This window comes from Pandoraea sp. E26 (assembly GCF_000681415.1).
GTDB lineage: Bacteria > Pseudomonadota > Gammaproteobacteria > Burkholderiales > Burkholderiaceae > Pandoraea > Pandoraea pnomenusa.
This window is the reverse complement of sequence record NZ_AYXJ01000002.1, coordinates 467,262-493,979: the sequence shown is the minus strand read 5'-3', so window position 1 is coordinate 493,979 and position 26,718 is coordinate 467,262. Positions and strand designations below refer to the sequence as shown.

General features: G+C 61.9%; 37 protein-coding genes and 2 tRNA genes. 24 read left to right on the top strand and 15 right to left on the bottom strand.

Annotated elements, in window-relative coordinates; all coding sequences use genetic code 11:
- Positions 1–66 precede the first annotated feature (66 nt).
- The 8 genes from W930_RS0102375 to W930_RS0102335 all read right to left on the bottom strand — a co-directional run bounded on the left by W930_RS0102375 (position 67) and on the right by W930_RS0102335 (position 4,744).
- On the bottom strand, positions 67–693 hold the full coding sequence (locus W930_RS0102375; protein WP_023873998.1) for a hypothetical protein: 627 nt from the start codon (positions 691–693) through the stop codon (positions 67–69).
- A 108-nt stretch (positions 694–801) separates the two neighbouring features.
- Positions 802–1,494 carry an AP2 domain-containing protein gene (locus W930_RS29990; protein WP_051399259.1) on the bottom strand — a complete coding sequence of 231 codons (693 nt, stop codon included), beginning with the start codon at positions 1,492–1,494 and terminating at the stop codon, positions 802–804.
- Positions 1,491–1,865 (bottom strand): DUF1064 domain-containing protein, encoded by a 375-nt coding sequence (locus tag W930_RS0102360; RefSeq protein WP_235195473.1) that lies wholly within the window; start codon positions 1,863–1,865, stop codon positions 1,491–1,493. Before W930_RS0102360 ends, W930_RS29990 begins: the two co-directional genes overlap by 4 nt.
- Entirely contained in the window at positions 1,862–1,987 is a 126-nt protein-coding gene (locus W930_RS30980; protein ID WP_023873996.1) for a hypothetical protein, read from the bottom strand. Before W930_RS30980 ends, W930_RS0102360 begins: the two co-directional genes overlap by 4 nt.
- 80 nt (positions 1,988–2,067) lie before the next feature.
- Positions 2,068–2,844, bottom strand: a complete 777-nt coding sequence (locus W930_RS28975) for a hypothetical protein (protein WP_023873995.1) — start codon at positions 2,842–2,844, stop codon at positions 2,068–2,070.
- Complete coding sequence (locus tag W930_RS28970; RefSeq protein WP_024788419.1) at positions 2,795–3,745, bottom strand: hypothetical protein; 951 nt, start codon at positions 3,743–3,745, stop codon at positions 2,795–2,797. Before W930_RS28970 ends, W930_RS28975 begins: the two co-directional genes overlap by 50 nt.
- Before the next feature lie 11 nt (positions 3,746–3,756).
- Positions 3,757–4,266, bottom strand: a complete 510-nt coding sequence (locus W930_RS0102340; protein WP_145929452.1) for a hypothetical protein — start codon at positions 4,264–4,266, stop codon at positions 3,757–3,759.
- A gap of 67 nt (positions 4,267–4,333) precedes the next feature.
- Complete coding sequence (locus W930_RS0102335; protein WP_145929451.1) at positions 4,334–4,744, bottom strand: hypothetical protein; 411 nt, start codon at positions 4,742–4,744, stop codon at positions 4,334–4,336.
- A gap of 56 nt (positions 4,745–4,800) precedes the next feature.
- Between W930_RS0102335 and W930_RS0102330 the strand changes: the two genes are divergently transcribed.
- Positions 4,801–5,097 carry a hypothetical protein gene (locus tag W930_RS0102330; protein ID WP_145929450.1) on the top strand — a complete coding sequence of 99 codons (297 nt, stop codon included), beginning with the start codon at positions 4,801–4,803 and terminating at the stop codon, positions 5,095–5,097.
- A 371-nt stretch (positions 5,098–5,468) separates the two neighbouring features.
- Here W930_RS0102330 and W930_RS25735 read toward each other — a convergent pair whose 3' ends face one another.
- Positions 5,469–5,666 (bottom strand): hypothetical protein, encoded by a 198-nt coding sequence (locus tag W930_RS25735; protein ID WP_023873990.1) that lies wholly within the window; start codon positions 5,664–5,666, stop codon positions 5,469–5,471.
- Between the two features lie 91 nt (positions 5,667–5,757).
- Here W930_RS25735 and W930_RS0102320 point away from each other — a divergent pair, with 91 nt between their 5' ends.
- From W930_RS0102320 to W930_RS0102255, 14 genes are all read left to right on the top strand, one after another.
- Positions 5,758–6,432, top strand: a complete 675-nt coding sequence (locus W930_RS0102320) for a LexA family transcriptional regulator (RefSeq protein WP_023873989.1) — start codon at positions 5,758–5,760, stop codon at positions 6,430–6,432.
- 8 nt (positions 6,433–6,440) lie between these two features.
- Positions 6,441–7,415, top strand: coding sequence for a LexA family transcriptional regulator (locus W930_RS30715; protein ID WP_023873987.1), 975 nt, complete (start codon positions 6,441–6,443; stop codon positions 7,413–7,415).
- A gap of 390 nt (positions 7,416–7,805) precedes the next feature.
- Complete coding sequence (locus W930_RS29430) at positions 7,806–8,279, top strand: helix-turn-helix transcriptional regulator (RefSeq protein ID WP_080685085.1); 474 nt, start codon at positions 7,806–7,808, stop codon at positions 8,277–8,279.
- Positions 8,276–8,707 (top strand): hypothetical protein, encoded by a 432-nt coding sequence (locus tag W930_RS29985; RefSeq protein ID WP_152552652.1) that lies wholly within the window; start codon positions 8,276–8,278, stop codon positions 8,705–8,707. Before W930_RS29430 ends, W930_RS29985 begins: the two co-directional genes overlap by 4 nt.
- A 329-nt stretch (positions 8,708–9,036) precedes the next feature.
- Positions 9,037–9,228: a hypothetical protein gene (locus tag W930_RS0102300; protein WP_023873983.1), complete on the top strand. Its 192-nt coding sequence runs from the start codon at positions 9,037–9,039 to the stop codon at positions 9,226–9,228.
- A gap of 1 nt (position 9,229) precedes the next feature.
- On the top strand, positions 9,230–9,502 hold the full coding sequence (locus tag W930_RS30575) for a hypothetical protein (protein WP_023873981.1): 273 nt from the start codon (positions 9,230–9,232) through the stop codon (positions 9,500–9,502).
- The gene (locus tag W930_RS30365) at positions 9,499–9,642 is read left to right on the top strand and encodes a hypothetical protein (protein ID WP_023873979.1); all 144 of its coding nucleotides are present in this window, start codon (positions 9,499–9,501) and stop codon (positions 9,640–9,642) included. The genes W930_RS30575 and W930_RS30365 overlap by 4 nt, the downstream gene beginning before the upstream one ends.
- A gap of 114 nt (positions 9,643–9,756) precedes the next feature.
- A complete protein-coding gene (locus W930_RS0102285; RefSeq protein ID WP_023873977.1) occupies positions 9,757–10,563 on the top strand; it encodes a PD-(D/E)XK nuclease family protein in 807 nt (268 codons plus the stop codon).
- A gap of 9 nt (positions 10,564–10,572) precedes the next feature.
- Positions 10,573–10,779, top strand: a complete 207-nt coding sequence (locus tag W930_RS25715) for a hypothetical protein (RefSeq protein ID WP_023596474.1) — start codon at positions 10,573–10,575, stop codon at positions 10,777–10,779.
- Between the two features lie 5 nt (positions 10,780–10,784).
- A complete protein-coding gene (locus W930_RS0102275; protein WP_023873976.1) occupies positions 10,785–12,011 on the top strand; it encodes a hypothetical protein in 1,227 nt (408 codons plus the stop codon).
- Positions 12,012–12,022: 11 nt separating this feature from the next.
- Positions 12,023–13,762 carry an AAA family ATPase gene (locus W930_RS0102270; protein ID WP_023873975.1) on the top strand — a complete coding sequence of 580 codons (1,740 nt, stop codon included), beginning with the start codon at positions 12,023–12,025 and terminating at the stop codon, positions 13,760–13,762.
- Complete coding sequence (locus tag W930_RS0102265) at positions 13,759–14,091, top strand: DUF551 domain-containing protein (RefSeq protein ID WP_023873974.1); 333 nt, start codon at positions 13,759–13,761, stop codon at positions 14,089–14,091. The genes W930_RS0102270 and W930_RS0102265 overlap by 4 nt, the downstream gene beginning before the upstream one ends.
- Complete coding sequence (locus tag W930_RS0102260; RefSeq protein ID WP_023873973.1) at positions 14,084–15,034, top strand: hypothetical protein; 951 nt, start codon at positions 14,084–14,086, stop codon at positions 15,032–15,034. The genes W930_RS0102265 and W930_RS0102260 overlap by 8 nt, the downstream gene beginning before the upstream one ends.
- 127 nt (positions 15,035–15,161) lie before the next feature.
- Complete coding sequence (locus tag W930_RS0102255) at positions 15,162–15,794, top strand: hypothetical protein (protein ID WP_028730761.1); 633 nt, start codon at positions 15,162–15,164, stop codon at positions 15,792–15,794.
- Positions 15,795–15,796: 2 nt separating this feature from the next.
- On the opposite strand, the gene W930_RS25710 is transcribed toward W930_RS0102255, so the two are convergent.
- The gene (locus tag W930_RS25710; protein WP_023873970.1) at positions 15,797–16,366 is read right to left on the bottom strand and encodes a hypothetical protein; all 570 of its coding nucleotides are present in this window, start codon (positions 16,364–16,366) and stop codon (positions 15,797–15,799) included.
- A 35-nt stretch (positions 16,367–16,401) separates the two neighbouring features.
- Here W930_RS25710 and W930_RS25705 point away from each other — a divergent pair, with 35 nt between their 5' ends.
- Together W930_RS25705 and W930_RS0102240 are read left to right on the top strand one after the other, a co-directional pair.
- Positions 16,402–17,226, top strand: a complete 825-nt coding sequence (locus tag W930_RS25705) for a DNA adenine methylase (RefSeq protein ID WP_023873968.1) — start codon at positions 16,402–16,404, stop codon at positions 17,224–17,226.
- A complete protein-coding gene (locus tag W930_RS0102240) occupies positions 17,223–17,888 on the top strand; it encodes a hypothetical protein (RefSeq protein WP_023873967.1) in 666 nt (221 codons plus the stop codon). The genes W930_RS25705 and W930_RS0102240 overlap by 4 nt, the downstream gene beginning before the upstream one ends.
- Positions 17,889–18,088: 200 nt before the next feature.
- Here W930_RS0102240 and W930_RS0102235 read toward each other — a convergent pair whose 3' ends face one another.
- The gene (locus W930_RS0102235) at positions 18,089–18,322 is read right to left on the bottom strand and encodes a hypothetical protein (RefSeq protein ID WP_023873966.1); all 234 of its coding nucleotides are present in this window, start codon (positions 18,320–18,322) and stop codon (positions 18,089–18,091) included.
- 89 nt (positions 18,323–18,411) lie between these two features.
- On the opposite strand from W930_RS0102235, the gene W930_RS25700 reads away from it, so the two are divergent.
- Positions 18,412–18,642 carry a DUF4224 domain-containing protein gene (locus W930_RS25700; protein WP_023596483.1) on the top strand — a complete coding sequence of 77 codons (231 nt, stop codon included), beginning with the start codon at positions 18,412–18,414 and terminating at the stop codon, positions 18,640–18,642.
- Positions 18,608–19,816, top strand: coding sequence for a hypothetical protein (locus W930_RS0102225; protein ID WP_036655656.1), 1,209 nt, complete (start codon positions 18,608–18,610; stop codon positions 19,814–19,816). The genes W930_RS25700 and W930_RS0102225 overlap by 35 nt, the downstream gene beginning before the upstream one ends.
- A gap of 84 nt (positions 19,817–19,900) precedes the next feature.
- On the opposite strand, the gene W930_RS0102220 is transcribed toward W930_RS0102225, so the two are convergent.
- A tRNA-His gene (locus W930_RS0102220) sits at positions 19,901–19,976 on the bottom strand.
- A gap of 199 nt (positions 19,977–20,175) precedes the next feature.
- Positions 20,176–21,189, bottom strand: a complete 1,014-nt coding sequence (gene dusA, locus W930_RS0102215) for a tRNA dihydrouridine(20/20a) synthase DusA (RefSeq protein ID WP_023596485.1) — start codon at positions 21,187–21,189, stop codon at positions 20,176–20,178.
- A 239-nt stretch (positions 21,190–21,428) separates the two neighbouring features.
- Between dusA and W930_RS0102210 the strand changes: the two genes are divergently transcribed.
- The gene (locus W930_RS0102210) at positions 21,429–22,313 is read left to right on the top strand and encodes an EamA family transporter (protein ID WP_023873963.1); all 885 of its coding nucleotides are present in this window, start codon (positions 21,429–21,431) and stop codon (positions 22,311–22,313) included.
- Between the two features lie 86 nt (positions 22,314–22,399).
- On the opposite strand, the gene W930_RS25695 is transcribed toward W930_RS0102210, so the two are convergent.
- Together W930_RS25695 and W930_RS0102200 are read right to left on the bottom strand one after the other, a co-directional pair.
- Positions 22,400–22,873, bottom strand: a complete 474-nt coding sequence (locus W930_RS25695) for a GNAT family N-acetyltransferase (RefSeq protein WP_023873961.1) — start codon at positions 22,871–22,873, stop codon at positions 22,400–22,402.
- Between the two features lie 71 nt (positions 22,874–22,944).
- A tRNA-Met gene (locus W930_RS0102200) sits at positions 22,945–23,021 on the bottom strand.
- Positions 23,022–23,244: 223 nt separating this feature from the next.
- Here W930_RS0102200 and W930_RS25690 point away from each other — a divergent pair.
- From W930_RS25690 to W930_RS0102180, 4 genes are all read left to right on the top strand, one after another.
- Complete coding sequence (locus W930_RS25690; RefSeq protein WP_023873960.1) at positions 23,245–23,859, top strand: NUDIX hydrolase; 615 nt, start codon at positions 23,245–23,247, stop codon at positions 23,857–23,859.
- Between the two features lie 86 nt (positions 23,860–23,945).
- On the top strand, positions 23,946–24,710 hold the full coding sequence (aat, locus tag W930_RS0102190) for a leucyl/phenylalanyl-tRNA--protein transferase (RefSeq protein WP_023873959.1): 765 nt from the start codon (positions 23,946–23,948) through the stop codon (positions 24,708–24,710).
- Positions 24,707–25,483 (top strand): arginyltransferase, encoded by a 777-nt coding sequence (locus tag W930_RS25685; protein WP_023873958.1) that lies wholly within the window; start codon positions 24,707–24,709, stop codon positions 25,481–25,483. Before aat ends, W930_RS25685 begins: the two co-directional genes overlap by 4 nt.
- Positions 25,484–25,658: 175 nt before the next feature.
- Positions 25,659–26,687 (top strand): quinone-dependent dihydroorotate dehydrogenase, encoded by a 1,029-nt coding sequence (locus W930_RS0102180; RefSeq protein ID WP_023596491.1) that lies wholly within the window; start codon positions 25,659–25,661, stop codon positions 26,685–26,687.
- Positions 26,688–26,718 lie beyond the last annotated feature (31 nt).

Here is a 26,718-nt window from a genome sequence, read left to right as displayed (position 1 = left end):
CGGTGAGTATGGGCGAATCTTAGGTGCTTTGTCGCAAAACTGCAAGCCCTTTTTCGTTCGAAGTCCTTACGCTGCAACGGACTGCGCGAAGTCGCACGCGGGACGGTTTGCGGCGGGCACCACCCCGTGAAGGACGAAACCCGATTCGAGTCGCGCGACTGCCAGATTTTCGAGTTCGGTGAAACGACTCGCCATCCACTTCGCAGCGCGGAAAGCCTTGTCCTTGGTCACCTTGTGTCGTTCGGCCAGGTCACGAATTGACGCCCCTTCGCGTTTGGTGCGCGGCAGGTAGTTCCACACGACCAAGTCCTCCAGCAGCCCAACCGCCGTGATGCCGCTCGACTTCCGCGACCAGACGGCCAACGCCTTGATACCCCTCACCTTCTCGTCACCATGCGCGAAGCGCGCGAGCACCGCGGCGTATTCAGGCGACGGCAAGCGCGTGCGCGCTGCGTCTGTGATCATGGCGCACTGAGCGCGATATTCCTCGAGCGTCAGGCGTTCTGGATCAAAGTCCCCCTGCGGGCCACGCAGTTCGTTGAGCCACGCTTCCTGCGCCCTCGTCGGTCGGTCGAGGTCCTCGAGGATACGAATCAGCATGTTCCGGAATGGCGCCTTCTGGCGCGGCGGTAGCGACAGAACGAGGTACGCCACGTGTAGCGCCTGTCGCGTGTCTTGAAATGCTTCGTTCATTGGCCTATTCCCCCGTCAAAAGTGCCAATCCATCACGCCGCTTCCAGCGGCAACTGCTCCGCCTGCACCCTCACACCGGGCGTCAGGCTGTAGCGCTTGTAAGCGCGGTCATTCATAGTCGTTCTCCAACCCTGCGTTGGGCGACGCAAACGCGCCGTGAAGCACCTTTGCTTCTGCGTCATATGCGGCAGCGGCTGCCTCACGCGTTCCGAAGTAACCGATCAGCCGTTCTTTTCCGTCTGCCCAGATACGCGCTCGCCACCGACCTCGCGCAGCGCGCGAGACGCCCTTGAATCCGCTCGTATTGTTCTTGGCAAGGCTGGTGTTCTGAGCATTCCCATTCGTCGTCGCGCTACGCAGGTTTCCGCGTCGATTGTCCAGCCGGTCGCGATTTTCGTGATCCACGATCAATTTGCCCTTGGCTCCCCCTATCAAAAGCCAACGGTGCAAGGTGACGCTATTTGCGAACCCAGCCGGGCGGCCAACCACATACCCACGAGCATCTTTCGTCCACGCGATGCCCTGGGTAATCTCAAGGTCGGCGTGGTCGACAAGGGCCCACCCGTGAAAGATGCCGCGCTGGCCGTGAAGCGGCAGCTTAGCGGTAATGCCATCGGTTTCCACTTCACGCCGATCGAACACCCGCCCAAAGTGCTTCACTTCAGCTGCAAGCCGTGCGCTCTTGGCCGCGTCGAAGCCGGCGAACCATCCCAAATAGAGGTTCTCGCCCCCGACGCCAATCGAGGCAGTCCAGCCTCCGTCCTTATGAGCGTAAACGCCGCGGAATTTGGCGTGTGTCACTCGAATACCTCCTGCTGCCAGCCACCGCCCTCGCGCTTCAAGCGCGTGCGCACGGCGATGAATCGGAACGGGTACAGCTCCGCCGCAACCTTAATTTTCACTCGGGCATCATCCTGCCAATGCCCTTTGACTTCGTGCATTTCCATGCATCCGTCCGCCAACATCACAGCAAAATCAGGCGAATAAAACGTGTTGTCCGCAAGGCGCAACTTCATGCCTTCGAACTTGTACCAAGCGATCGTGCCCGCTACGCGGCGCGCTTCGAGGTACTCGGCGTACTGCTTTTCGGTCTTGTTCATCTCGCCCGCCTTCAGCCGACCAAGAGCCTGCATGCGGGTTTTGGCATTGCTTCTAAAGTTCAACGTACTCATGCTTTCCTCGCTGCCCATCGGGCTTTCACTTCGGTTTCGATCTGGTTCATGGCCGTGTCGCCCAACTGCCTGCGCCATCGGTCGAGCGTCGCGCGGCGCATTTCGACCTTCGGCAGCGCCATGAGGTGCCGGACGCGGCAGCAGGGCTTCGTGAAGTCGAGCCGGCCGGCGTTCACCTGGCAGAGTGGGCACAGATCCACGGTCAGCCCCGCGGTGAGCGCTGAGCGCCCTTCTCTGCCCCGCGCGCGTACGCGAGGACGGAATCGGGGAGCAACTTCGCCACGGCGTCGGGGCGATCTGCAACCGGGAGCAACGCCTCGCGCGCACGCGAGAGCGAGCGTTCCGAGCGCCCCTTGCATCCCGCGAGAATCGTTGCGAGGTGCGCACGGCCGGTCGCCTTGTCCGTCACGGCTTTGCCGGGTGCTGGCAGCGCGGCCATAGCGGGTGGCACGGGCGGCACGTTGCCCTCGTCCCGAACCGCATCAAGCGCCGCCGCGAACCGCTTCACGAGCACGTCGCGACCGAGAGTGCGCATCTCGTACCCGCCGACGCGCTGGGCCGCCCAGTAGACCGCGGGATCGGGCCAGGCGTCATTGCCGTCGGTGCTGCGACGATGCAACTGCGCGACGGCGTAGTCGAGCAGTTCGCCAACGTGCTGGCGTGGGCGGCACAGCACGCGAAATTCCGGGCTGGTCGGCACGTACGGGCGATCGCGCAAAGCGGCGATACCGCGCTGCCACTCGGCGGCCGTCAGGTCGGACAGGTCGAGCGCCCACTGGCGCTTCACGCCGTCGAGGTGCTTTTGCACCGTCTCGGGCCGCGCCGGATCGCCGCCGCGCCACATGTCCGCGAGGCGGGCCCCGTAGCGCTGCCCAAGGATGGCGAACAAACGCTCGATGAGCCTTTGCGGTGCCGCGTCTTGCGGCCAGTCAGCCGACGACAGTCGCGTCGACGTCGATGGTGCCGGGGTCGTTCCCATGCTCGTCTCCCAAGGGGTTACCGGCGAGGCCGGCGAGGATCGCTGCGTTTTCAGCGCTGCGCGGCGAGGCGCGTGGTGCGCTCGAGCTGGCCAGCACGCGGTCGACGTATGCCGGCAGGTAAGCGATCGGTTCGGTCGCCTCGGCGTATGCGCGCTCGATGGCGTGGCGCATCCGACCGAGCGTGATACCGGCATTCACCCATGCTGTCGCCAACGGGACGAACTTCCGCCGATCGTGCTGGCTGCTCACAGAGACCTCGATGCCGTACTCGGCGCCGAAGAAAGTCGCCCATTCGGCCGGGTTGGCTGGCACGTACGCATCCGGAAGGCTGCGGATTTCATCGTCGCCGCTTACGGCGATTGAAGTACCACTACCTTTCGATACTCCACTCCCTTCCACTCCACTCCCCTCCGGGGGTGAACGGTCGTCGAACACTCCCCGTTCATTCGACGAGTGTTCGTCGAACATTCCACGAACATCAGGCGAGCGCTCACCGTCCAATCCGCGATCACTCGCCGAATCTTTCGATTTCATGCGGGTTTGACGGCGTTTCGGCGCACCAGAAGGAACTGTGCCGTCCGGCAGTGGGTGCTTGAACGTCGGTTGGTCAATCTTCTGGTGATGCCAGCCCGTGACGATCCAGAATCGCTGTCCGGCGACTTCATACTCGTCGAGCAAGCCGACGCGAAGCAGTTCGTCGACCATTCGGCGAACATCCGCCGAAGTCAGATCATCCGCCGGGAATACCTCGGCCTTCAGGCGCTTCTCGTTGGCCGAGTGAATTCCTGCGTCGTCGCAGAAATTCCACATCCCGATGAACAGGATGCGTGCGTCGCGAGACACGTCCATCACCTGCTCGGACGTCCAAAATTCAGGTTTAACTGAGCGAATTCTTGCCATTTTTCCCCCGCCTACGCGGTGCCATACAGCGCCGCAACCAGCGGATCACGACGAACAAGCCGCCCTGTCTTGATCGCATAGCGTGCGCGGGCACGCGCGTTGCGCGCGGCTGTGTACGCAGGATCCTTACTGGCCCGCTGCTTGTAGCGCCGGTCCACCACTTCGGGCGGTATCGGATCTGGTTTGAGTGCGTCAACGCCGGCACCGAGCGCGTAGCGGGCAGCCCATACGCCGGCAGGGGCGTAGCGCGCCCATCCGGCGATGTGAAGCTCGCCGGCGGTGTAGCGTGCGCGCAGCTGAATGAGGACTTGGCGACGCGAGAAGCCCGTCACCATGGCCAGAAACTTGGAATCGGCCATCGGCACCTTGCGCAACTCGCGTTGGATCGCTTCCCACGCGACAGACTGATTCGGACGCGGCATGTTGATCCGGTCGGGCAACGCAAGCCCGTAGCGGGCACGCTTCTGCACGGCAACTGGTGTGCGGTCGGCGAACCGCGCTGCAATCTGTTTGATAGACATGTGCGTTGCCCAAAGCTGCACGAGCAAGGCATCCTCTTCCGCACGCCACGCTTTTCGCGATGCCATATCAGTCCCCCAGCGAGTGCTTGAGAAGCGTGCGCATCGCATCCTGGCGCTCGAGCATCGCCTCGTACTCTGCGCGCGGCATCGTGACCGTATCGACGTCTTCGGGTATTTCCGGCGCGCCTTCAAGCCGAGACAGATCCAGTCCGAGCAGCTCGAGCAGCTCGCAGAATTTTTTCAGCGACAGTCCGTGACCGCGGCTGTTGTGGAAGCGATTGAAGTTCGTGCGGTCGATGCCCAGGGCGTTTGCCACGGCGACCTGAGTCCGCTTCGCGATCAGGCCCACTACCACATTTTCGTTTCTCTCAGCAACCTTCACGTGTTGCTCCCAAGTGCAAAGCGTCGTCAATACGATGGATTCCAACGAGACGAACGAGGCGGCGCAGCGGCGCCGGGCTGAAATGGTGAGCACCACCGACCATGCGAGAATCGAGTTTCCACACGTCAATCACTCTCACAGAAGGGGTGCTCATGAACAAATCGGAACTTATCGAAGCAGTCGAGAAACGACGGCTCATCGAGTTCACGGACGAATGGCTGAACGTCCGCACTGTCGAGGCACGCGCGTGCGTTCGTCTGAAAGACGGTCGGACCGCTCTCATCGGCTTCCAGGTGGACATTGGCCACGGACAGCCTCAGGAACAGCTTTGGAAGCTGCTGGACGATCCTGTGCGAATGCACGCCGTACACGGCCGGAACTACGCCACAAAGCGAACGATCCCCGAACGGTATATAGAGCAAGTGCTAGAGGTCTACGCTCAAGCTTGAGCGACATTCCACACACGCACGGCCGGCAATCATCGGGGCCCGGCGGGCACATGTGCCAAGTGCAGACCGGATGGTGGCCATACTTCTCAATGCCTGACGCGCGAGCCGCGACGCAGCGTGGGCAGTGGCACAGCATCTCTGGTGCGATCATTTCTGGATATCGGCGCCACCACGCGAAATGGGTGTACTCCAACGCCGCCCATACCATTCGCTCGAGCAAGGTCGGTCGTTTCATCGACGCCCCCGGAACTGTTTCGGGTCGTAGTAAGGACTGGGCGGCCGGCGATCAGCACGATGCAGCCGCCAGGCGCTGAAAAGCGCGGCGACGGTGCCGAGCAGGCCGACACGGCGACGGATCGGGATGACCTTTCTCATGCCGGAGTCGGCTCGCACGCTTTAGCCGCGGCGGCAAGCAAATCGGGCTTGGCGTGTTGAAGCGTCTGAAGGCGCGCCTTCGGAATTCCGGTTTTCTTCCATTCGGACACCGATGGGGGTTCGATATCGAAGAATTCGGCCGTCTTCGTTGTTCCGCCGAAGAGTTCGATGACAGCAACTGCGTAGGCATCCATCACTGGCTCCGATGACAATTTCTCGGAAGTTTAGGATTTCCTTACTTTTGAGTCAAGGAATTCCGAAGTCTCATTCTGTTAGGCTTACCTAATGTCTACACTCGCTGAACGTCTTACCGAATGTTTCGAGGATTCCGGGGCCAAGCCGGCGGAGCTCGCACGCGCGTGCGGGATTAAGCAACCGTCTATCAACGACTGGATGTCCGGCCGCACGAAGAACATCAGCGGTGAAAACTTACTGCTGGCCGCTCAGTTCTTTAAGGTGAATCCTTGGTGGCTCGCTACGGGCAAGGGCCACAAGGCCATCGATGGCGGGACATCTGGCATCGGTAACGTTATGCCTGCGTCCATTGGGCAGCGCCGTATCCCGCTTATCAGTAGTGTCCAGGCCGGCAGAATGACTGAAGCGTTCGAACCGTTTCCTCCGGGTGCGGCTTTCGAATACCTCCTGACCGACCTCGATCTGTCGGATCACGCATTTGCGTTGGAAATCGAGGGCCAATCAATGGAGCCCGATTTCAAGGAGGGCGATCGCATCATCGTCGACCCTGCGTTGCAACCTCAGCCCGGCGACTTCGTAGTGGCGAAAAACGGCCGTGAAGAAGCCACCTTCAAAAAGTACCGCCCCCGCGGTATCGGCCAGGGCGGTCGAGAGGTGTTCGAGCTCGTGCCGTTGAACGACGACTACCCGACCATCAACAGCGAACACGAGCCGGCTCGGATCATCGGCGTGATGGTCGAGCACCGCCGATATCGCCGGCGATAGGCGCTGACATGACCACGAACGCCAACACCTTCCCCGCGGCGACCCAGGCATGCGAGGGCCTCGCCCAGCGCATTACAGCTATTCTGGGCGACGGTGGAATCACGCAGGAAGCGCTCGAGGCGGCGGCTGGCGTAGCACCGGGCACCGCGGCAAAATGGCTTTGCGGCGAGCTGCTCGATATTGGCCACGACCAGGCCGCACGCCTTCAGGAAGCGTACGGCTTCAATATGTTTTGGCTGATCACCGGTAGGGGCAATCAGCGCATTCCGTCGCTCATCGGGCCAGGGCAAAAGCCGGCCCCGAAGTACCTCAATTCGTACCACCCGGAGAGCTTCACGGCCAGGCTGCACTACGCGATGGGCCTGCGCGGTGTTCGGCAGAAGTCCGATATCGCCGAAGCCGGCGGCGTCAGCACGGCAGCCGTTTCCCTATGGTTCAACGGCGCAGCGGACGCGGTCGACGACGAGAAGGTGGTCGCGCTGGCGAAGTTTCTGCGGGTTGAACCCGAATGGCTGCGGGACGGGAGTGGCCCTATGGAGGGCCCGGTGAATGTGCGCCCCGCCGAAGTGGGCAGGCGGCGCATACCGTTGATCAGCAGCGTGCAGGCAGGACTGATGCATGAGACCGTGACGCCCTTCCCTGCCGGCGACGCGTTCGAGTATCTGCTGACTGACCTCGACCTGTCGGATAGCGCCTTCGCGCTTGAGATAGAGGGGCGTTCGATGGAACCGGATTTTCGAGAAGGGGACCGGATTCTCGTGGATCCGGCGATCCGGCCCATCGCAGGGGACTTCGTTGTGGCCACCAACGGGCGTGACGAAGCGACGTTCAAGACCTACCGACCGCGTGGCGTAGACGCCAAAAGTATCGAGATATTCGAGCTGGTGCCGCTGAACCCGGACTATCCCACGATCAGCAGCGAACGCGAGCCGTTGCGCGTGGTCGGGGTCATGGTCGAGCACAGGCGATACCGGAGACGGTGATAGCGGTCTGGGCGGCATGCAATCTTGAAAATTATATGTTATAAGCTATAATGACAAGGGTAAGGCTCCACAGGGAGGCCAACGAGGACATCCAGAAAATCAAGTTGACATCGCAGAAAGATGCTGCGATGGCGCTTCTGATCGTCCGCGGGTTGATTGATGACCCTTCACCTCTCGAGCATTTGACCACACCGGACACGATCTGGCCCGGATTAGGGTTTGACTATGAAGTCACTCAATTCCAGTTCTTCCACAAACGCGGTCACGACGTATGGCGCATAAAGGCATATGACGCTCCTGGCCACACATTTCCTTACAGGCTTATCTACTTCTACGATATCGAAGCAAAAGACTTCTACATTGTGGCGGTAGTACATCGGAGCCTAGATTATGAAAATGACCCCGACACGTGCAAACGTATTCGTGAGCTTTATAAGCGACTCGGGCTCAAAGTTCACTGAATTCGCTCCGTCAGCGACCAGTGAACCCTTTGCTCTAGAGTTCAAACAAACGAAGTTCATTAACACGCTTCCAGACGACGAGTTCGTTGATATTGATGCGGAAATCGCCGCATTCGCGAACGAACCAGGTGGCCGAGAAGCGTTGGCGGCGGCGGCCTCAGACTACGAGGAAGTCAAGCGCCTAGAAAATTTATCCTTGCGCGAATTTCGTCTCGACCGTGGAATCTCGCAGACGCAGTTGGCGGCCCTCGCATGCATGAAGCAACCCTCCATTGCGAGAATTGAATCTGGCCGCGGAGATCCTAGGCTTAGTACATTCGTTCGCCTTTCTAGTGTTCTCGATGTTCCGCTATTGGATGTGGTTGGCGCATTCGTGCAGGTTTGCAAGCAGGAAAACAAATGAGTGGCCGTCACATTGAAGCAATATTTTGCGATGACATTCGCAACGAAATCGGGAATAAGATGTCATTCATGGGCGTCTACTTAAATGACATGCATGTCTCTGATTTCCCCATTACTATCCCAAAGCTTTGCATTTTTGCATCCGTTCACACAGCGATAGAAAAGCCATTTAAGGAGCTTGAACTCGTAGTGCGAAAAGATGGAGAAACTATTAGTTCAATTAAGTTTGAACCAGAGTCTCTCGTCCTAAATACGACAAGTCGTGAGGGATTCGCCCCTCCTACGCGCGCGCACGCCGGCGCAGCTCTCATATTCTCGCCATTCCAGTTCGACAGCCCCTGCCGTTTAGACGTTGTGGCGATTACAGAAGAAGGCGAACTAACTGGGCCCAAACTGTACGTTACGAAGGCCCTCGCCCCAGCGACTTGACTCGTACGCCCACATCTATCAAAAGCCCGCTTCGGCGGGTTTTTTCTAGCCCGACTCCCACAAAGCCCGCCTCGGCGGGCTTTTTTGCGTCTATAGCCGACGTGATCTCTCCGGCCGCTACCGCCAAAATTAGGAACTCCGAAAATAAATTAGGAAATCCTATTGACCAAAACTTAAGGATTTCCTAATATCCACTCCAACGCAGCACACAACCCGCCCCAATCCGCTGACTGACGAGTCATGACGCGGGGTCGCCGGGCCGGGAACCGGTAGCTGCGTCAGCCGCGCGAAAGCGCATTCGGAAGTGAACGCACGAAGGGGCCAGCGCGATGAACGTCAGCTACGTCGAGAGCTTCGAGGAAAAGCGGTATCAGACCTCGCTCGACGTGGCCGACGATCTGGCTGCCTACGCGGAACGGCACGGCCTGACGATCGGGGAAGCGCGCGACGAGTTGCGCGACCCCGACTCGATCAGCAGTGACCTGCGCCGCCTGCTCGTGCGCCGTGCTACGGGGGAATGAGATGGGCGATATCGCCGAAATGATGCTCGACGGCACTCTCTGCGAGGGTTGTGGCGTCGCTCTTGATGGCGCTGGCGAGGGTTTCCCGCGCCGCTGCTGTGACTGCCAAGAAGAGTCGACCTTCGACCAGCCGAAGAAGGCATCGAAGTGCTACTGCCCGGACTGCGGGCGCCGCGTAAAAGCCGCCGGGCTCGCAGACCATATGCGCGATGCCCACCAGGCCACGTATTTCAAGTTGGAAGTGCGCTACGCCCGCGCCCGAGGTGCCGCATGATCCGCCTCGCCCTCGACTTCAGCCAGTTTTGTGGCCGCGTCCTCATCGTCCTGATCGTACTTGCCCTGCTCATCGGCGGCGCGAAGTACTGCGTCGACGCCGAAGCCAGCGAAATGCCGGTCTACGGGAGGTCCGCATGAACGATCCCCTCTTCCACGAATTCGTCGAGCGCATGCGCGCTCGCGGCTGGCGGCTGTCGTGCCGCTGGTCCGGCAACGATCTGATTTTCGTCCGCATCCACTGAGAGACCCGCCATGCAAAGCATCTACACCGTTCGCGCCTCGAGCTGGGGCGCCCTCTTCGACTGCTCGTACCGCTGGGAAGGCATTCACCTGCTGAAGCTGCGCAATGTCGTCGGCCTGCGCGCAGCGCTGGGCACCGCCATCCACGCGGGCACCGCTGTGTTCGACCAGAGCCGCCTCGATGGCGCGGGGCTCACTGCTGACGACGCCGCCGGCGCGCTCATCGACAAGCTGCGCGATCCGGAAAACGAGTTTGATCCGTCGCAGGACGATCTGACGATGTCCGAAGCCGAGCGCATCGGCATCACGCTGCTGACGAAGTACTGCCGCGAGGTGTCGCCGCAATTCGAGTTTGTGGCCGTGGAAATGGAAACGAAGCCGCTCGACATTGATTGCGGCAATGGCGTCATCGTTCGCCTGACTGGAACCATGGACCGGGCCCGCGTACGCCGCACCGCCGCAGGCGTCGGCATCGCCGACCTGAAGAGCGGTTCGGCCGCCGTGCAGAAAGGCGCGGCGGTCACGAAGGGCCACGGCCCGCAGATCGGCACCTACGAGATTCTCTACGAGCACTCGACGGGCGACGTGATCGGCGACGATGCGGAAATCATCGGCCTCAAGACGAAGGGCACGCTCGAAATCGCAACCGGCACGATCAAGAACGCCAAGCGCGCCATGCTCGGCACCGAATCGACGCCCGGCCTGATCGAATTCGCGGCCGACATGTTCAAGACCGGCCGCTTCTATCCCAACCCGAAATCGCTGCTGTGCTCGGAGAAGTACTGCCCGCGCTACGCCGCCTGCCAGTTCCACGACTGAGCCACTGCCATGACCGCACAAGACCTTTTCATCCGCCTGACTGACCCGGCAGGCAAGCACAGCCCGATCGTGACGCAACACCGCGTGTGGGATCGGGACCGCTTCATTCGCAACATGCAGCACCAGTTCGGCGAAGGCGTGAAGAGCGTCGAGGATCGCCGCACCGTGACCGTCGTGGATCGCGACGCCTATACCACCATCCGTAAGGGAGCCTGAAGTCCATGAACGCACCCGCCAACATCCAGACAATGAAGACTGCAGGAAATGCGGTGCAGCCGATGCCGGATCTCGCCGTCGACATGTTCACCGAACGTGGTTTCGCACTGGCTAACCGAATCGCCAAAGCGTATGCAAGCAGTGACGCCGTCCCCGCGCAGTTCCGCGCGTACAACCTGAAGAAGGCAGGCACCGAAGAGAACTGGGTCGAGAACCCGTCCGCAATCGGAAACTGCCTGGTGGCCATCGAAGTCGCACGGGCTGTCGACATGTCGATCACTGCGGTGATGCAGAACGCCGACATGATCGAAGGAAAGCTGCGCTGGTCCGGCAAGTTCGTGATCGCCGCCATTAATGCGTCTGGTCGCTTCACCCCCCTTCGGTTCCAGATGATCAACCGTGGCCGCATCAATGCGACCTACAAAGAAAAGACCGGCTGGAACAAGGAAGCCCGTCGACCGATTTTCGAGGAGCGTAGCGTCGAAGTCGACGACGTCGAGTGTATCGCCTGGGCATTGCCGAAGGGGTTTCCGGAACCGCAATTGACCCCGGATCTGTTGCGCAAATTCCCCAATCGCATGCTGGACATGTACAAGGCGCTCGGGCTGCCCGTGGTCGAATCCGCGCCCGTCACGATGAAGATGGCCGTAGAAGAAGGCTGGTACGGCAAATCCGGCTCGAAATGGCAAACCGAAATGCGCGTGCTGATGTTCCAGTACCGCGCCGGGAGCTTCTTCGGCAACATCCACGCCCCCGACATCGTCATGGGCATGGGCCGGACGTCCGAAGAAGAGCGCGACATCATCGACATCAACCCTGACGGCAGCTACGTGGTTCCGACGATGTCCGTTGACGATTTGCGCGCCAATGCGACCCAAGCCACCGCGCGCGCCGAGCCTACCGACGTCGTCGGCGAACAGGCGCCCCAACACGCGGCCGCCGCAGACGATGGCCAGCAGCCTGGGCTCGACATCGATGGCAACGATGATGCCGGCCACGATGGCGACGCCCCGACGTTCAAGGACATCAACCGCGAACTGCTCACCGCGTCAACCGTCGAGGAATTGGACCTCGCCCGCAGCATGATTTCGGGCCTCGCAGACGAAGCGCATAAGGCCACGCTGAACCAGGTCGCCGCCCGCCGGGTGCGCGAACTGACTCAGGCCGCTGAAGAGCCGAGCACCGCGGCGCCGGCTGGCCGCCGCGCGCGCGCGCCCCTGAACGCTGAGTGAGGGCCGGCTCGATGAAGATCACCCACATCCACGCCACCAACTTCCTCGGCATCCGCACGGCCGACGTCGAGCTGCGCACGCCGGTCGCCCTCTTCTGCGGGCCGAACGGTGCCGGGAAGTCGAGCATTCAGGACGCCGTACGCCTGGCTCTCGCCGGCGAGAGCGTGCGCGTGGCGCTCAAGAAGGAATACGGGCGCCTGGTACACGACGGCGCCGAGTCGGGATCCATCGTCGTCGTGGCCGACGGCGGGCGCGCGAATAACGTCGCGCTGCCCGGCGGGAAGATCACTCAGACGATCCCGACCGATCCGCGCACACCGTTCGTGCTCGACGCCCAGCGCTTCGCCAGCCTCGATTCGAAGGCCCGCCGCACGTTCTTGTTCGACCTGATGGGTGTGACCGTGGGCACCGATGACGTGCGCAAGCGCCTCGCTGCCCGCGGCATCACCGGCGACAAGGCCGATGCCGTGCTGCCGCTGGTGCGCGCCGGCTTCGACGCCGCGGCGACCGAGGCTCAGTCGAAGGCCACCGCCGCTAAAGGGGCGTGGCGCGCCGTCACCGGCGAGACCTACGGCAGCTCGAAGGCCAGCGGTTGGACGGCAAAGGCACCGGAAGGCGCCGAGGATGCCGCAGACCTCGCCGCCGCACTGGTCGAGGGCCGCGAGACGATCGAGAACTTCGACCGCGAGTGCGCCGACCTTCAGCAGCAGCTCGGCGCCATCGACGCGGCAGACCGCCAGCGGCAACAACGTGACGCGCGCGCCGCGGCACTGCGCGAGGCTGCCGCCAAGCTGCCGAAGGCGGAACAGTCGCTCGAGCGCGCGCGCGCCGAACTGGCAGAGTTTTTGCCGAAGGTCGAAGCGCTGCGCGCCGCCGCCGGCGGCAAGGTCGAGGGCATGCCGTGCACCTGCCCCGAGTGCGGCGCCCTGCTGCGCTACCTCGCCGGGAAGCTCGCAGCGGACGCACCCGTCGAGCGAAACGAGGATGCAGCCGCGAGCCTGCCCGAGTACGAGAAGAGCCTGGCCGTGTTGCAGAACGCGATGAAGAGCCGCGAGGCCGAATTCGACCGCGCGCGCGACGCCGCCGCGCAGTTGGAACTGGTGATGAAAGAGTCCGCCGAGGCCGCGTCGGACGATGCCCCGCCGCGCACCGACATCGAGCAGGCCTTGACCGATGCCAGGGCAAGCGCCACCAAGGCGCGCGAGATTGTCGCGGGTATCGAAGGTGCACAGCGCGCGATCGCCGAGGCCGGCGAGAAAACGAAGCGCGCTGCGCAGCATCACGCAGACGTTGCAGCCTGGGAAGCACTCGCCGGTGCGTTGGGCCCGGACGGCATCCCCGCTGATCTGCTCGCCGAAGCCCTCGGGCCGATCAATGCCCGGGCGGCAGAACAATCCGACGCCGCGGGCTGGGCACGCGTAGCGATCGCCGCTGACATGTCCATCACCGCCGCCGGCCGCGATTACGCCCTGCTGTCTGAATCCGAGAAGTGGCGCGCAGACGCCTTGATCGCCGAGGCCATCGCGCACCTGTCCGGCGTGCGCGTGCTGATGCTCGACCGCGCCGACGTGCTGGTCGGGGCAGAACGCGACAACCTGCTGTATTGGCTCGATGACCTCGCGCACGCCGGCGACCTCGATACCGCTCTCGTGTTCATGAGCATGAAGGCCGCGCCCGGCGCCATGCCGGAATCCATCACCACATTCTGGATCGCCGACCACAGCGTCGGTGGATCGAAGGCGGCAGCATGACGCAAACGTTCGAACAATGGGCCGAATCGGAAGGGCTCGATATGTCGGTCGACTGGAAAGGCGAGCTTACGTCGCCGGTGACCGCTGGAGCGCTGCGCGGATGGGAAGCGGCGCAGCCGAAGTGGATGTCGATCGAGACGGCTCCGAAAGATGGCACAGAGGTGGCGCTGCTGTTCGCCGATGAGGTGACCGTGCTCGACAAGGTGCGGCCCCGCGTGCGCGCTGCATCGTGGCTGGGCGACTGGACGATACCCTATCGCCGCGACAACCCGCCGACTCACTGGATGCCCCTCCCCGCCGCTCCGACTGATGAGGTGAAAAATGCCTGACAACAAGACCGTGACGCTGGCCGACGCGATCATCAAGCAACTCGATGACCCCATGTACAAGATGTGGACTATCCAGGATGCGGTGCGAGATGCGGTCCGAAGAACTGCCGCCCCCACGCCAGCCGCACAGAGCGCAGGGCAAGAGGCGGTTCCTGTCGGTCGCGTGCAGGTCGGTGACGGCAGCATCACGTTCATCCCCGATGCCGATGCTTGGCGCATGGGCGACGAGTACGAAGTGTTCGCAAACGCCGCGCCCGTGAATGGCGGCGAGCGCGAGCTGGGGCAAGTGATTGACGAGCGCGACCAGTATCACGACGCGGCCGAGAAGCTGGCCGATGCCATCGCAAAGCATTTCGGTGTCGAAATTGGTGAGCACAGCAACCTCAATTGCCCGTGGCAGAACGCGCTTGATCATATCGCGCAGGCGACCAAGCGCGCCGCAGATGCGCAGCAGGTGGACGCTGACGTCATGGAGCGCCGAACCGGTCACGAAGCTGACGCCCTTGTGTTCGCGATCATGGAAGAAGTCCGCAAGCCGATCACGGCGGCCAATGCCTACGGTCTGAAAGCGAAGGCGAACATTCGGGCAATTCTGGTCGACGCGCTGAACCGTGCCGCCCTCACGTCTCCCGCGAAGGTGGGCGGGGATAAGCGGGAAAGATTCGTGCAGTGGTACACCCGTGGCACCGGCAAGCCGATTTCCACGAACGACCGGGACGCTGAGACGGCGTGGGATGCATGGCGCGCCGCGCTGTCAGCGGATGGCGGGAAGGACAAGCGGGATGCGGAGCGGTATCGGTGGGCCATCGCATTCGAAGATAACGCTGAAACGCTCCACTCCATCATGCTTTGCCATGCCGGTGATGCCGCAAAGATCAACGAGCGTGTGGATTCGTACATGGCCGCCGCCATTGCCGCCAATCAGGCAAAGGGGGATGCGTGAAGATCATCCTCATCATGACGGCACCGTGCGGCGAACCGCAAAAAGACGTTGTGGGCTGCCTCGGCATGGGCTGGCACGTCTGCTACTCGTGCCCTATCGGCCCTCAGGCAGCGGAGGAGCGGAAATCGTGAAAGAGCGCCCTATCCTTTTTAGCGCGCCGATGGTGCGCGCAATCCTCGACGGCACCAAGACGCAGACGCGGCGGGTCGTGAAGCCTCGCAAGGATCTCGCCTTTGGTGTGCTGCTTGCGGCCCACGAACTGGCCGGTGAGGTGAACGGCGGCGACTTCATGAACAGCCTATTCGGTCAGCCCGGAGACCGCCTGTGGGTGCGCGAGACGACTTACGACGTAGAACGCTACGGTTTCGTCGGACCGGTCTACGTGGAGTCGGAGGAAGGCGAGCACGCCGCCGCTTGGGGTTGGGGCGAGTCTGACGATCCCGACCACATCGAGCCGTATGAGCTTCGCAAGCGCCCCGCAATCCACATGCCGCGCTGGATGTGCCGCCTTGTGCTCGAAATCACCGGCGTGCGGGTAGAGCGGTTGCAGAGCATCAGCGATGCAGATGCGATCGCGGAGGGGGTGAAGCCGACAAGTGACGGGGCGTTTCACATTGAAGAAGACCGATACCGAGCGCCAAATCCGGCGGAATGCTATGTCCGCCTATGGGAATCGATCAGTGGCCCCGGATCGTGGGACGCCAACCCGTGGGTGTGGGTGATCGAGTTCACGCGCGTCGACGGCGCTAAGGGGGCGTGATGCTAGTCGTCGATACCGTCCACACCTTGGATGCCCGACCAAGCCTTCCGCGCCGCCCTTCTCGCTTCGGAAAGCACTTCCAAGTCGGAAGAATCAAACAGAAGGAATCCGCTTTCGGACCGGTCTCGGATATGTCTGACGGTACGCATCAACGAACTTCTAAGCGAACCCACTCTCGCGAGTTGCTCGCCTGTGGCAGCACGCTGACGACACCATGTCAGCCGTTCAAGCAAGTCGCTCACATCGATGTCGTCAATTTTTACCGTATTGGGCATTCCATCTGCCGCGTTGGCGAATCGATTAAGGAACTCCATCACATCGCCACTGACCCAGCGAAGTTCGACTTGAAGTTGATGCGCCAGGTCCTTGGCTTCTTCTGCCTGCCGTTGCGCAAATCTTCGCTGCTCGCTAATCGCGATCAAAACGGCCCAGAAAATTGCAGTTACCGAACCAAATGCCTGTACCCAGCTTGCCCAATCTCCACTCGACGCGGGCGGAAACCTAAAGAACACCGCAGCGAGGACGCCTGCGACGAATGCCCCGAAAAATGTCCCCCAACTGTGTCCTTGCACTTCGGTCCCCTGCAGAATTTTCGAGGAATCCTAGCATGACCTCCCCCACTCGCCCCATCATGCGATACCACGGCGGCAAATGGCGCCTAGCCCCGTGGATCATCCAGCATCTGCCCAGCCACCGCGTCTACGTCGAATGCTTTGGCGGCGGCGCGAGTGTGCTGCTGCGTAAGCCCAGATCATACGCAGAGATTTACAACGATCTCGACGGTGAGGTGGCGAATCTCTTCCGCGTCTGCCGTGACCACGGCGAGCGGCTCGCGCTCGCCTGTGAGTTGACACCATTTGCACGCAAGGAATTTGTATGCGCCTATGAGCCTGCCGAGGATCCAATCGAGCAGGCGCGGCGAACGCTCATTCGCAGTTTTATGGGGTTCGGCTCCGCCGGGGCTTCTGGTCAAGCAACCGGTTTCCGCGCGAATAGCAACCGCTCCGGCACGACGCCCGCTCATGATTGGATGAACTACCCGGATTGTCTGCGGGCCGTCATCGGTAGATTACGTGGGGTTGTCATCGAGAATCGTGACGCCGTCGCCTGCATGCGCCAGCACGACGGTCCGGAAACGCTGCATTACGTAGATCCACCCTATGTCCATAGCACGCGCAAGCTCGCTACGCATGCGCCTGCCTATCGCCATGAAATGAATGACGATCAGCATCGAGAACTTGCAGAGAGCCTATGTGGCCTTCAGGGGATGGTTGTTCTCAGTGGGTATCGGTGCGATCTCTACGACGAACTGTTTAAGGGTTGGGCTCGCATCGATGGCCGTGCGCATGCCGATGGTGCTCGTCCTCGGGTGGAATCACTCTGGCTATCGCCCAACCTGCCGCGCGTCGACTTATTGATGGAGGTCGCATGAGACAGAACGAGATCATTCTGGGCGACTGCCGACGCATCGTCATCTCGTGCTTCGACAAGACCGGCAACATGGTCAAGCCGTGGGCCGACTCTGGGTATCTGTGCTACTGCGTCGACATCCAGCATGCGCCAGGCGAGCGCCGCGATGGAAACATCGTCTGGGTAGGAGCGGACATGCTCGACTGGATGCCGCCGCGCGGGGATATCGCCGCAGCTTTTTTCTTCCCGCCGTGCACAGACGTCGCGGTGTCAGGTGCACGCTGGTTCAAGGATAAGGGTATTGGCTCGCTCATCATGGCTCTTCGCTTGTTCGATGCGTCCGTGAAGCTTGCCGAGTGGACCGGCGCGCCGTATCTGATCGAAAACCCTGTGAGCACCGTCAGTTCGTATTGGCGTAAGCCGGACCACACGTTCCATCCGTACGAGTTCGCCGGACTATGCGCCGACGACAACTATACGAAGAAGACGTGCCTGTGGACCGGTGGCGGCTTCATCATGCCTGCACCGCAACGGGACTTCGCACTCGCCTCGCCTGACGACCGCATTCACAAAGCGCCCCCGGGGGAACATCGCGCCGACTTCAGAAGCGCCACGCCGATGGGATTCGCGCGCGCGGTCTTCTTCGCTAATCACCGACAACAACAGACTGAACAAGCAGCATGACCACCCACCCGGCCAGAACGAAAAAAGGCCCATCGATGGGGATGGGCCCTGAATCCGCGGCGCCAGGGGGCAAATCAGCACCATACGGTCAGATCAGTCTACGAAGCCAAATTACGTCAGGAAGTATGGAATACCCGGAACACCCAAACGACCGTTTGATTTCTTCGTCGCTGTCGAACGCAGGGCCATCCAAGGGCCGCTCAGCAGCCAACAAGCCGATGATCGATCGCCATCTGGATCTCTTCGACAAGCGCCGCCTGGATCTCGTCCAGTTCCTCGACCTTCGCCAGCTTCAGCTTGCGGGCGCCGAACGGTTCGATCAGTTCGACGCCGTCGAACGGCGTCACCTCGATGGTGATGTCCCAGAGGGTTGCACGCTCGCCGATCTCGATGTCGACGTTGCAACCGCGATACGTGAAGTTGAGGGTAGGCATGGTTTGAGCGGCTTCCGAGAGTGGCCGGGAACCCATGATAGTACGAACGACATGCTACGAGTGACAGCACGAAATTGGGGAATCGCAATATGAACGACTACCTCTCCATGCACGAACTCGCCGAGCTGATCGGCTGCAAACCGAACCAGCGCTCGGCAATGATGAAGTGGCTCGACGCCAATCGATGGCGTTACGTGGTCGACAGCCACGGACAGCCGAAAGTGGCCCGGGCATACCGCGACAAGAAAATGGGCATCAATGAGAACAACAGTAGCACCAACAAATATGACGCAACGCCGAACTACCAAGCCTTCGCGTAAGAGCACCACTCGGGTCACCGACGAGCCTACCGGTACCCCGCGCCTTTACAAGAGGTTCGGGGTTCGCAAGGTCACCTTCTGGTACAAGTACCCGGACGGGCGCCGGGAAACGATCGCGAGCGCGCCGCGTGGTGACCGCGCCGAAATCGCGCGCGCCGCGGCGGTGAGCCAGCGCCGCGCGATGGACATCATTGCAGGACAGATCATCGCTGATTCAGTTGGCGACATGATCGACCGCTTTCGCACCGAGATCGACCCTACCCATTACGCCGACCAGTCGAAGGCAGGCATCGCGGTGCGCAAAGGCACATATGAACGGCTCACGGCATTCTTCGGCCGCATGCAGCCTGCGGCATTGGAGCCTGTCCACGGCTATCAGTATCTGGACGCGCGAGCAAAGTCCGGCGCCCCCAAAGGGGCGAACAAGGAAATGGCCCTCATGTCGACAATCTGCAACTACGGTATTCGCTGGGGGCTGATCCGTGTCCACCCGTTCCGCAACCTCATGTTGAACAAGGCCGACACCTTCGTGCGCGATGTCGTGCGCAGCCAGGTGATTCGGTTCTACCTGTGGTCGGTAAAGCAGGAACAGGCCTTCCGTACGATGGGCGTGGCCGGCATGTTCACGTACTTGACCGGCTTCCGCGCCGCAGAGGTGCGCCCGTATCACATGTCAGGGCTGAGCGACGATGGAGTGATGGTCGTTAGCGCGAAGCGGAAGATGGGTGAATCGGAAACGCGCAAATTGAGGAAATGGTCCCCACGCCTTCGCGTGGTCGTCGAGCGGGCGAAGCGCGAGCGAAAAGTCGCGAGCGTGTTTCTGTTTCCGAATCGCAGGGGCCGACCGTACACGAAGAGCGGCTGGAACTCGGTTTGGCAGGACGCGATGTATACGTACATCGGCGAGAAGGACGCCGCGATCGCCGAGGAATTCAAGGCGAAGAAGGCGCGCGAGGCAGCTCAGCGAAGAGGCGAAGCTGTGGCCGACTTGGAGCTTCAACTCACGAAGCACCCGGAATACTTTTCGTTGCTCGACATCCGCCCGGCTGCTATCACCTCGAAGCTCGAACAGCGCGCCGCAGATGCGTACGATTTCGCCGCTCACACAAGCCCGTCGACGACACATCGACACTACGATCGACGCAAGACAAGGGTCGCTGACGCTACCGAGTGAATTCCGAATTTGGGATTTTCGTTCCGAATTTTGCTTTGTGGAACGTAATGAGTGCGCTTAACGCTTTGAACAACAAGGGAATTTTGGGGTGACCGATGGGACTCGAACCCACGACGACTGGAATCACAATCCAGGACTCTACCAACTGAGCTACGGCCACCGCCGTGATCAGCAACATGACTTGCTTGCTGAACAGAAGCAAGATTATAGCGACGTTTTTATTTCGTTGCCAAGCACTTTTTTCACTTCTTCTAAATGTTTCCTCACTCGCGTGCGCGATCGATGCGCAACATCGCCATCTCACGCGGCGAACGATCCTCGCGCGACGCGGTGCAACATCACTCGCGCCACAACGCCGCTCAAGCCGAAGCTACACCACCCGCGTCTTCGCGCGCCGCGAAGGCGCCTGCGCGCAGTTGCTCCCGCGCTTGCTCGAACGCACCAATGCCGGCCTTCAATCGCTTGGGGTCCGACAGCACTCGACGCCATCCGCGCGCGCCCGGCACCCCGCGATACAACCCCAACGCGTGACGCGTGATCGCGCCCAGGTATTGCCCCTTATCCACCTGCGATGCCGCGTACTCGATCAACGCATCCTCCACCGCCTCGCGTGACTTGACCGGCGACGCGTCCCCATAGAATCGCGCATCCACCTCCGCCAGCACGTACGGGTTGTGATATGCCTCGCGGCCCAGCATCACACCGTCGACATGCCGCAGATGCCGCTCGACTTCATCGAGCGTCTTCACGCCACCGTTGATCAGGATTTCCAGTTGCGGAAATACCTGCTTCAGACGATATGCGTAGTCATATTTCAGTGGCGGAATTTCGCGATTCTCCTTCGGGCTCAGGCCCTTGAGAATGGCATTGCGGGCATGAACGATAAACGTCGTGCAACCCGCCTCGGCAACCTTGCCGACGAAATCCTCCACGAACGAGAACGATTCGACGTCGTCGATGCCAATGCGGTGCTTCACCGTGACGGGCACCTGCACCACGTCGCGCATCGCCTTGACGCAGTCGGCCACCAACGCCGGCTCGGCCATCAGGCATGCGCCAAATGCACCGCGCTGCACACGCTCCGACGGACATCCGCAGTTCAGGTTGATCTCGTCGTACCCCCACCGCTCACCCAGTTTCGCCGCCTGCGCCAGATCCGCCGGCTCGCTGCCGCCCAGTTGCAGCGCGACCGGATGCTCCACGGCGTCGAAGTCGAGATGACGCGCCACGTCGCCGTGCAGCAACGCCCCGGTCGTGACCATCTCGGTATAAAGCCACGTGTGACGCGAAAGCTGGCGATGAAAAACGCGACAGTGCGAATCCGTCCAATCCATCATCGGTGCGACGCTGACGCGGCGGGCAGGCAAGTTCATGCAAATTCCTCAAATACAGCAATCGCCGACTTGCTCCGGCAAGACGACGTCATGTGAAATACGAAACGCAAAGTATACGTGATGCCTTCGCCGGCCGCCGGCAGTACATCCCGGTCGCGGTCATCCTCCATCGCCCTGCCCCGCCCCGCAGGTTTTTCCTACGACACGTCGACGTCGCGGGAGTACACTTTCGCCTTTCTCCCCGAAACCCTACCCAAGCAGCGACAGGAGACGTCGGCATGGCACCGAAGGACCTCTTTCAGGCATTGATCGTCGTACTCGCCTGGGGCGTGAACTTCGTCGTCATCAAGGTCGGCCTTCACGGCGTGCCCCCCATGCTGTTGGGCGCGCTCCGATTTTTGCTCGCAGCGTTTCCCGCGGTCTTTTTCGTGAGACGCCCGCAAGTGCCATGGCGGTGGCTGCTCGCCTACGGCGCGACCATCTCATTCGGACAATTCGCGCTGCTGTTCACGGCGATGTATGTCGGCATGCCCGCCGGGTTGGCGTCGCTGGTACTTCAGGCCCAGGCATTCTTCACGCTCGGACTCGCCGTGATGTGCCTCGGCGAACGCTTTCGTGCGCAGAACGTCGTCGGACTGTTGATCGCGGCAGCAGGGCTCACCGTGATCGGACTTCAGGGCGGCGGCGCGATGACGCTCCTCGGCTTCGCGCTCACGCTGTGCGCGTCGCTGAGTTGGGCGACCGGCAACATCGTCACCAAGAAGATCGGCAATGTCGATCTGGTCGGACTCGTCGTATGGGGCAGCCTGATTCCGCCAATTCCCTTTGCCCTGCTCGCCTATGTGTTCGAAGGCCCACGGCAAATCGCCGACTCGCTGATGCACATTTCGGCGTCTTCGGTTTTCGCGGTGGCCTATCTGTCGTTCATCGCCACGCTCGTCGGCTACTCGCTGTGGGGACGCCTGATGACGCGCTATCCAGCCAGTCAGGTCGCGCCCTTCTCGCTGCTCGTGCCCATCATCGGCCTCGCATCGGCCGCCCTTTTGCTGGACGAACAACTCACGACACCGCAAATCGCAGGGGCTGCGCTCGTCATGGCCGGACTCGTCGTCAACGTGTTCGGTGCACGCATCAGACAGCGCCTGATGCCGGCGTCGCGTTAAATACGCGTGGCGCCTGACTTGCCTGATTTGCCCGATTCGCCTGATCCGCCTGATCCGCCTGACTCGCCTGATCCGCTAGATGGGTCCTACGCGTTCGATCCTGCGGCATGACCGGTCGGCGCGCTCGCCAGTTGCATGTGCAAAAGCGGAAAAGGACGCCCCTGTCCGTCGAGCGGCGAGCGCCCAGTCACCTCGAAGCCCTCGCGGCGATAAAACGCCAGCGCCTGCGGATTCTGCTCATTGACGTCGACGCGCGTGCAACCGAGTTCGCGCACCGCATAAGCCAGCAGCGCCGCGCCGATCCCCTGGCGCCGCGCGTCGGGCGCCACGAAAAGCATCTCGACGTTCCCTTCGGCCACACCGACAAACCCGCGGATGACATTCGCATCGTCGCGAAACACCCGCAGCGTCACCGCAGCGAGATATTCATTCCGAATGCGCGGACGCAACCAGGCGATATCCGCTTCGCTCAGGAAATCGTGCGTCGCGCGCACCGACGCTTCCCACAATTCGGTAATGGCGTCGAATGCCTTTTCGCTCGTAGAAAAGATGCCGGACATGGCGGTACCCGCTGGTTTGTCGTTCAGAACGCAAAAAGCCTGATTTCTTGTGGAAATCAGGCTTTCGAATTTGGTTGCGGGGACAGGATTTGAACCTGTGACCTTCGGGTTATGAGCCCGACGAGCTGCCAGACTGCTCCACCCCGCGTCTGAAGAATTGAATTATATGACAATCGCCATCGCAGCGCAACATTTACGGCCGAATATTTTTCCAGTCCCCTCACGAGGCGCCACCGGCTCACCGACACCCACGGCCGCGCAGTCCTCCGGCATGGGCGCTCGCCGGGGTTATCCCGGCACCCCGCGTGCGTCGGCGCACAGCGCGCGCCGCCGATGATACACTCGCAGCAACCATGAACCGACGTCCTACCATCCAATTCTGTTCCGCCTGCGGCCATCCGGTCGAGCTGCGCGTTCCGCCCGGCGACAACCGCGAGCGGCATGTCTGCACCCATTGCGGCACCATCCACTATCAGAACCCGCGCAACGTGCTCGGCACGGTGCCCGTGTGGGGCGATCAGGTGCTGCTGTGCAAGCGCGCCATCGAGCCGCGTCTCGGATACTGGACGCTGCCAGCCGGCTTCATGGAAATCGGAGAGACGACGTCGCAAGCCGCCGCGCGCGAAACACTGGAAGAAGCCGGTGCAGTCGTCGAGGTCGGCGCGCTGTTCTCGCTGCTCAACGTGCCGCACGTCAATCAGGTGCATATCTTCTATCTGGCACAGATGCGCGAACCGCAATTTGCCGCCGGCGAAGAGAGTCTCGAGGTCGGGCTGTTCTCGGAAGACGAGATTCCCTGGGACGATATCGCCTTTCCGACCGTCGCCAAGACGCTGAAGTACTTCTTCGAGGATCGCCGCGCGGGCGCCTTCGGCGTGCACCTCGAAGGCATGCCCAATGCAACCGCCCCCGGCATGCCGACGCCGGTGTTGCCCGTCAATACGGCGCACACCGAGGACATCCTCACGCCGATGCTGCGTGTCTGAACACACGAACGCCTCGCCTGCGGCTCCGCCTCGGCGCCTCACGCCCCGCGCGATGGCCTCCGTCACCCCGAAAAGCTAACGTCGTCATGGTCGTCTGGCTCGAAGCAAACGATCCTTTCCCGTCGGTCGACGAAGCGCTCGACGCCACGAGCGACGCGCCGGGACTGCTCGCCGCCGGCCTCGACCTCTCACCGCAACGCTTGCTCGCCGCCTACCGGCAGGGCATTTTCCCGTGGTACTCGCAGGGCCAGCCTGTTCTCTGGTGGAGCCCGGACCCACGCATGGTGCTGCGCCCGGAGCAGTTCGTCGTCAGTCACAACTTCCGCAAGTTGCTGCGCCGAGTGCTGCGCGACGACGCCTGGGAAATACGGCTCGACGACGATTTCGCCGCCGTGATGCAAGCCTGCGCGCAAGCTCCCCGGCGCGGACAGGACGGCACGTGGATCACGCCGGCCATCGTCGCGGCGTACCGCGCGCTGCACGACGCCGGCCTCGCCCACAGCGTGGAAACGTTCTACGAAGGTGAACGCGTAGGCGGCCTTTACGGCGTGGCCCTCGGACGAATGTTCTACGGCGAATCGATGTTCGCCCGCCGTAACGACGCGTCGAAAATCGCCCTGGCCGCACTCGTTGCTTTTGCACGCGCGCACGCTATAGAGATGATAGACTGCCAGCAAACTACCGCACATCTGGCGTCGCTCGGCGGCGGCGAAATCCCCCGCCAGGCCTTTCTGGCCCACGTGCAGAAAGCGGTCATGGCCCCCGCGCCGGTCTGGCGTCTGGACAAGCGGATGCTCAGCGCACTGGCCTACGGTAACGCAGCAGACAAGGCTCACGAGGTTTCGCAGTGACCCATCCGAACGAACTGCCGCTGTCCCCGCTGTCTGCCCTTCAGTTCTACGCGACAGCGCCCTACCCCTGCAGCTATCTCGACAATCACACGGCACGCTCGCAGGTCGCCACTCCCAGTCATCTCATCAACTCGGACGTCTACAGCGAACTCGTGCGCGCCGGATTCCGACGCAGCGGCGTATTCACCTACCGTCCCTATTGCGACGGCTGCCGCGCCTGCGTTCCCGTGCGCGTGCCGATCGCGCGCTTCGCGCCGAATCGTACGCAGCGACGTATCTGGCGGCGCCACGCCGGTCTGGCCGTCAACGTATCGGGACTGCACTACACCGAAGAGCACTACCAGCTCTATATGCGCTATCAGTCGCAGCGTCACGCGGGCGGCGGAATGGACCACGACAGCCGCGAACAGTACGAACAGTTCCTGCTGCAAAGCCGCGTGAACTCCCGCCTCGTCGAATTCCGCGAACCTCCCGGACATCAGGGCGCCGGCACGCTGCGCATGATCAGCATGGTCGACATCCTCAGCGACGGGCTGTCGTCGGTGTATACGTTCTTCGACCCCGACGTCGAAGGCGCCTCCTACGGCACGTACAACATCCTCTGGCAGATCGAACAGGCGCGTGCGCTCGGACTGCCCCACGTCTACCTCGGCTACTGGATCCAGGCCAGCCGGAAGATGGTCTACAAGGCCAATTTCCGACCGCTCCAGGGCTTGATCGACGGACAGTGGCATGACATGCCACAAGCCATGCTCGACGCCGCCGGGGCGTGACCCGGCGGGCAAAGGAACGCACCGGCGCACCCGCGCACACCTCGTAGTGCGCACCGCGCTCATCGCACCCCGGATGCTGCGGAATACAAGAGTACGCAGAGCGTAGAAAAAGACGCGCCCCGGCGTCGCGATCCCGGTAAAATGGCGACTTTCCGATTCTGCCGAACCCGACACCGTGCTTGCGTCTCTCTATCCTCTGGCCCGCCGCGCCCTGTTCTGCCTCGACGCCGAACAAGCTCACCATCTGACGCTTGCCACGCTGCGGGGCACCGCCGCGCTCGGCCTGGGCGGCCTCGTGGGCCAGACGCTTCCCGAATCCCCCCGCACGGTCATGGGCATCCGCTTCCCGAACCCCGTGGGCCTGGCCGCAGGCCTCGACAAGGACGGCAGCTGCATCGACGGTCTGGCCGCACTCGGCTTCGGTTTCGTGGAAGTGGGCACGGTCACGCCGCGTCCGCAGCCAGGCAATCCGAAGCCGCGCATCTTCCGGCTGCCGCAGGCCGAAGCGATCATCAACCGCATGGGCTTCAACAACGGCGGCGTCGAGCAGTTTCTCCAGAACGTCCAGTCGGCGCGCTACAAGGGACCGCTCGGCCTGAACATCGGCAAGAATGCCGACACGCCCATCGAGCGCGCAGTCGACGACTACCTCATCTGCCTCGAGAAGGTGTACCCGTACGCCACCTATGTAACGGTAAACATCTCGTCGCCCAACACGAAGAACCTGCGCCAGTTGCAAGGCGGCGATGAACTCGACGCATTGCTCGGCAAGCTCAAGGAAAAGCAACGCGCGCTGTCCGATCGTCATGGCAAGTACGTGCCGATTGCACTCAAGATCGCTCCGGATCTCGACGACGAGCAGATCAAGGTGATTGCGGGCACGCTGACGCGCCACGGCTTCGACGGCGTGATCGCCACCAATACCACACTGTCGCGTGAAGCGGTCGCCGGCCTGCCCTACGCCAACGAAACGGGTGGATTGTCGGGGCGTCCGGTGTTCGAGGCGTCGAACCGGGTGATTCGCGCGCTCGCCGCCGAACTCGGCGGCGCGTTGCCGATCATCGGCGTGGGCGGCATCCTGTCGGGCGCCGACGCACGAGCCAAGCTCGATGCCGGCGCAAGCCTGGTTCAGGTCTACAGCGGATTGATTTACCGCGGACCCGAGCTGGTGCGAGAATGCGTGGAGGCTCTGCGTTCGGCCTGACCGGCTGCACGCTGCCCCTCTTCAATCGCTA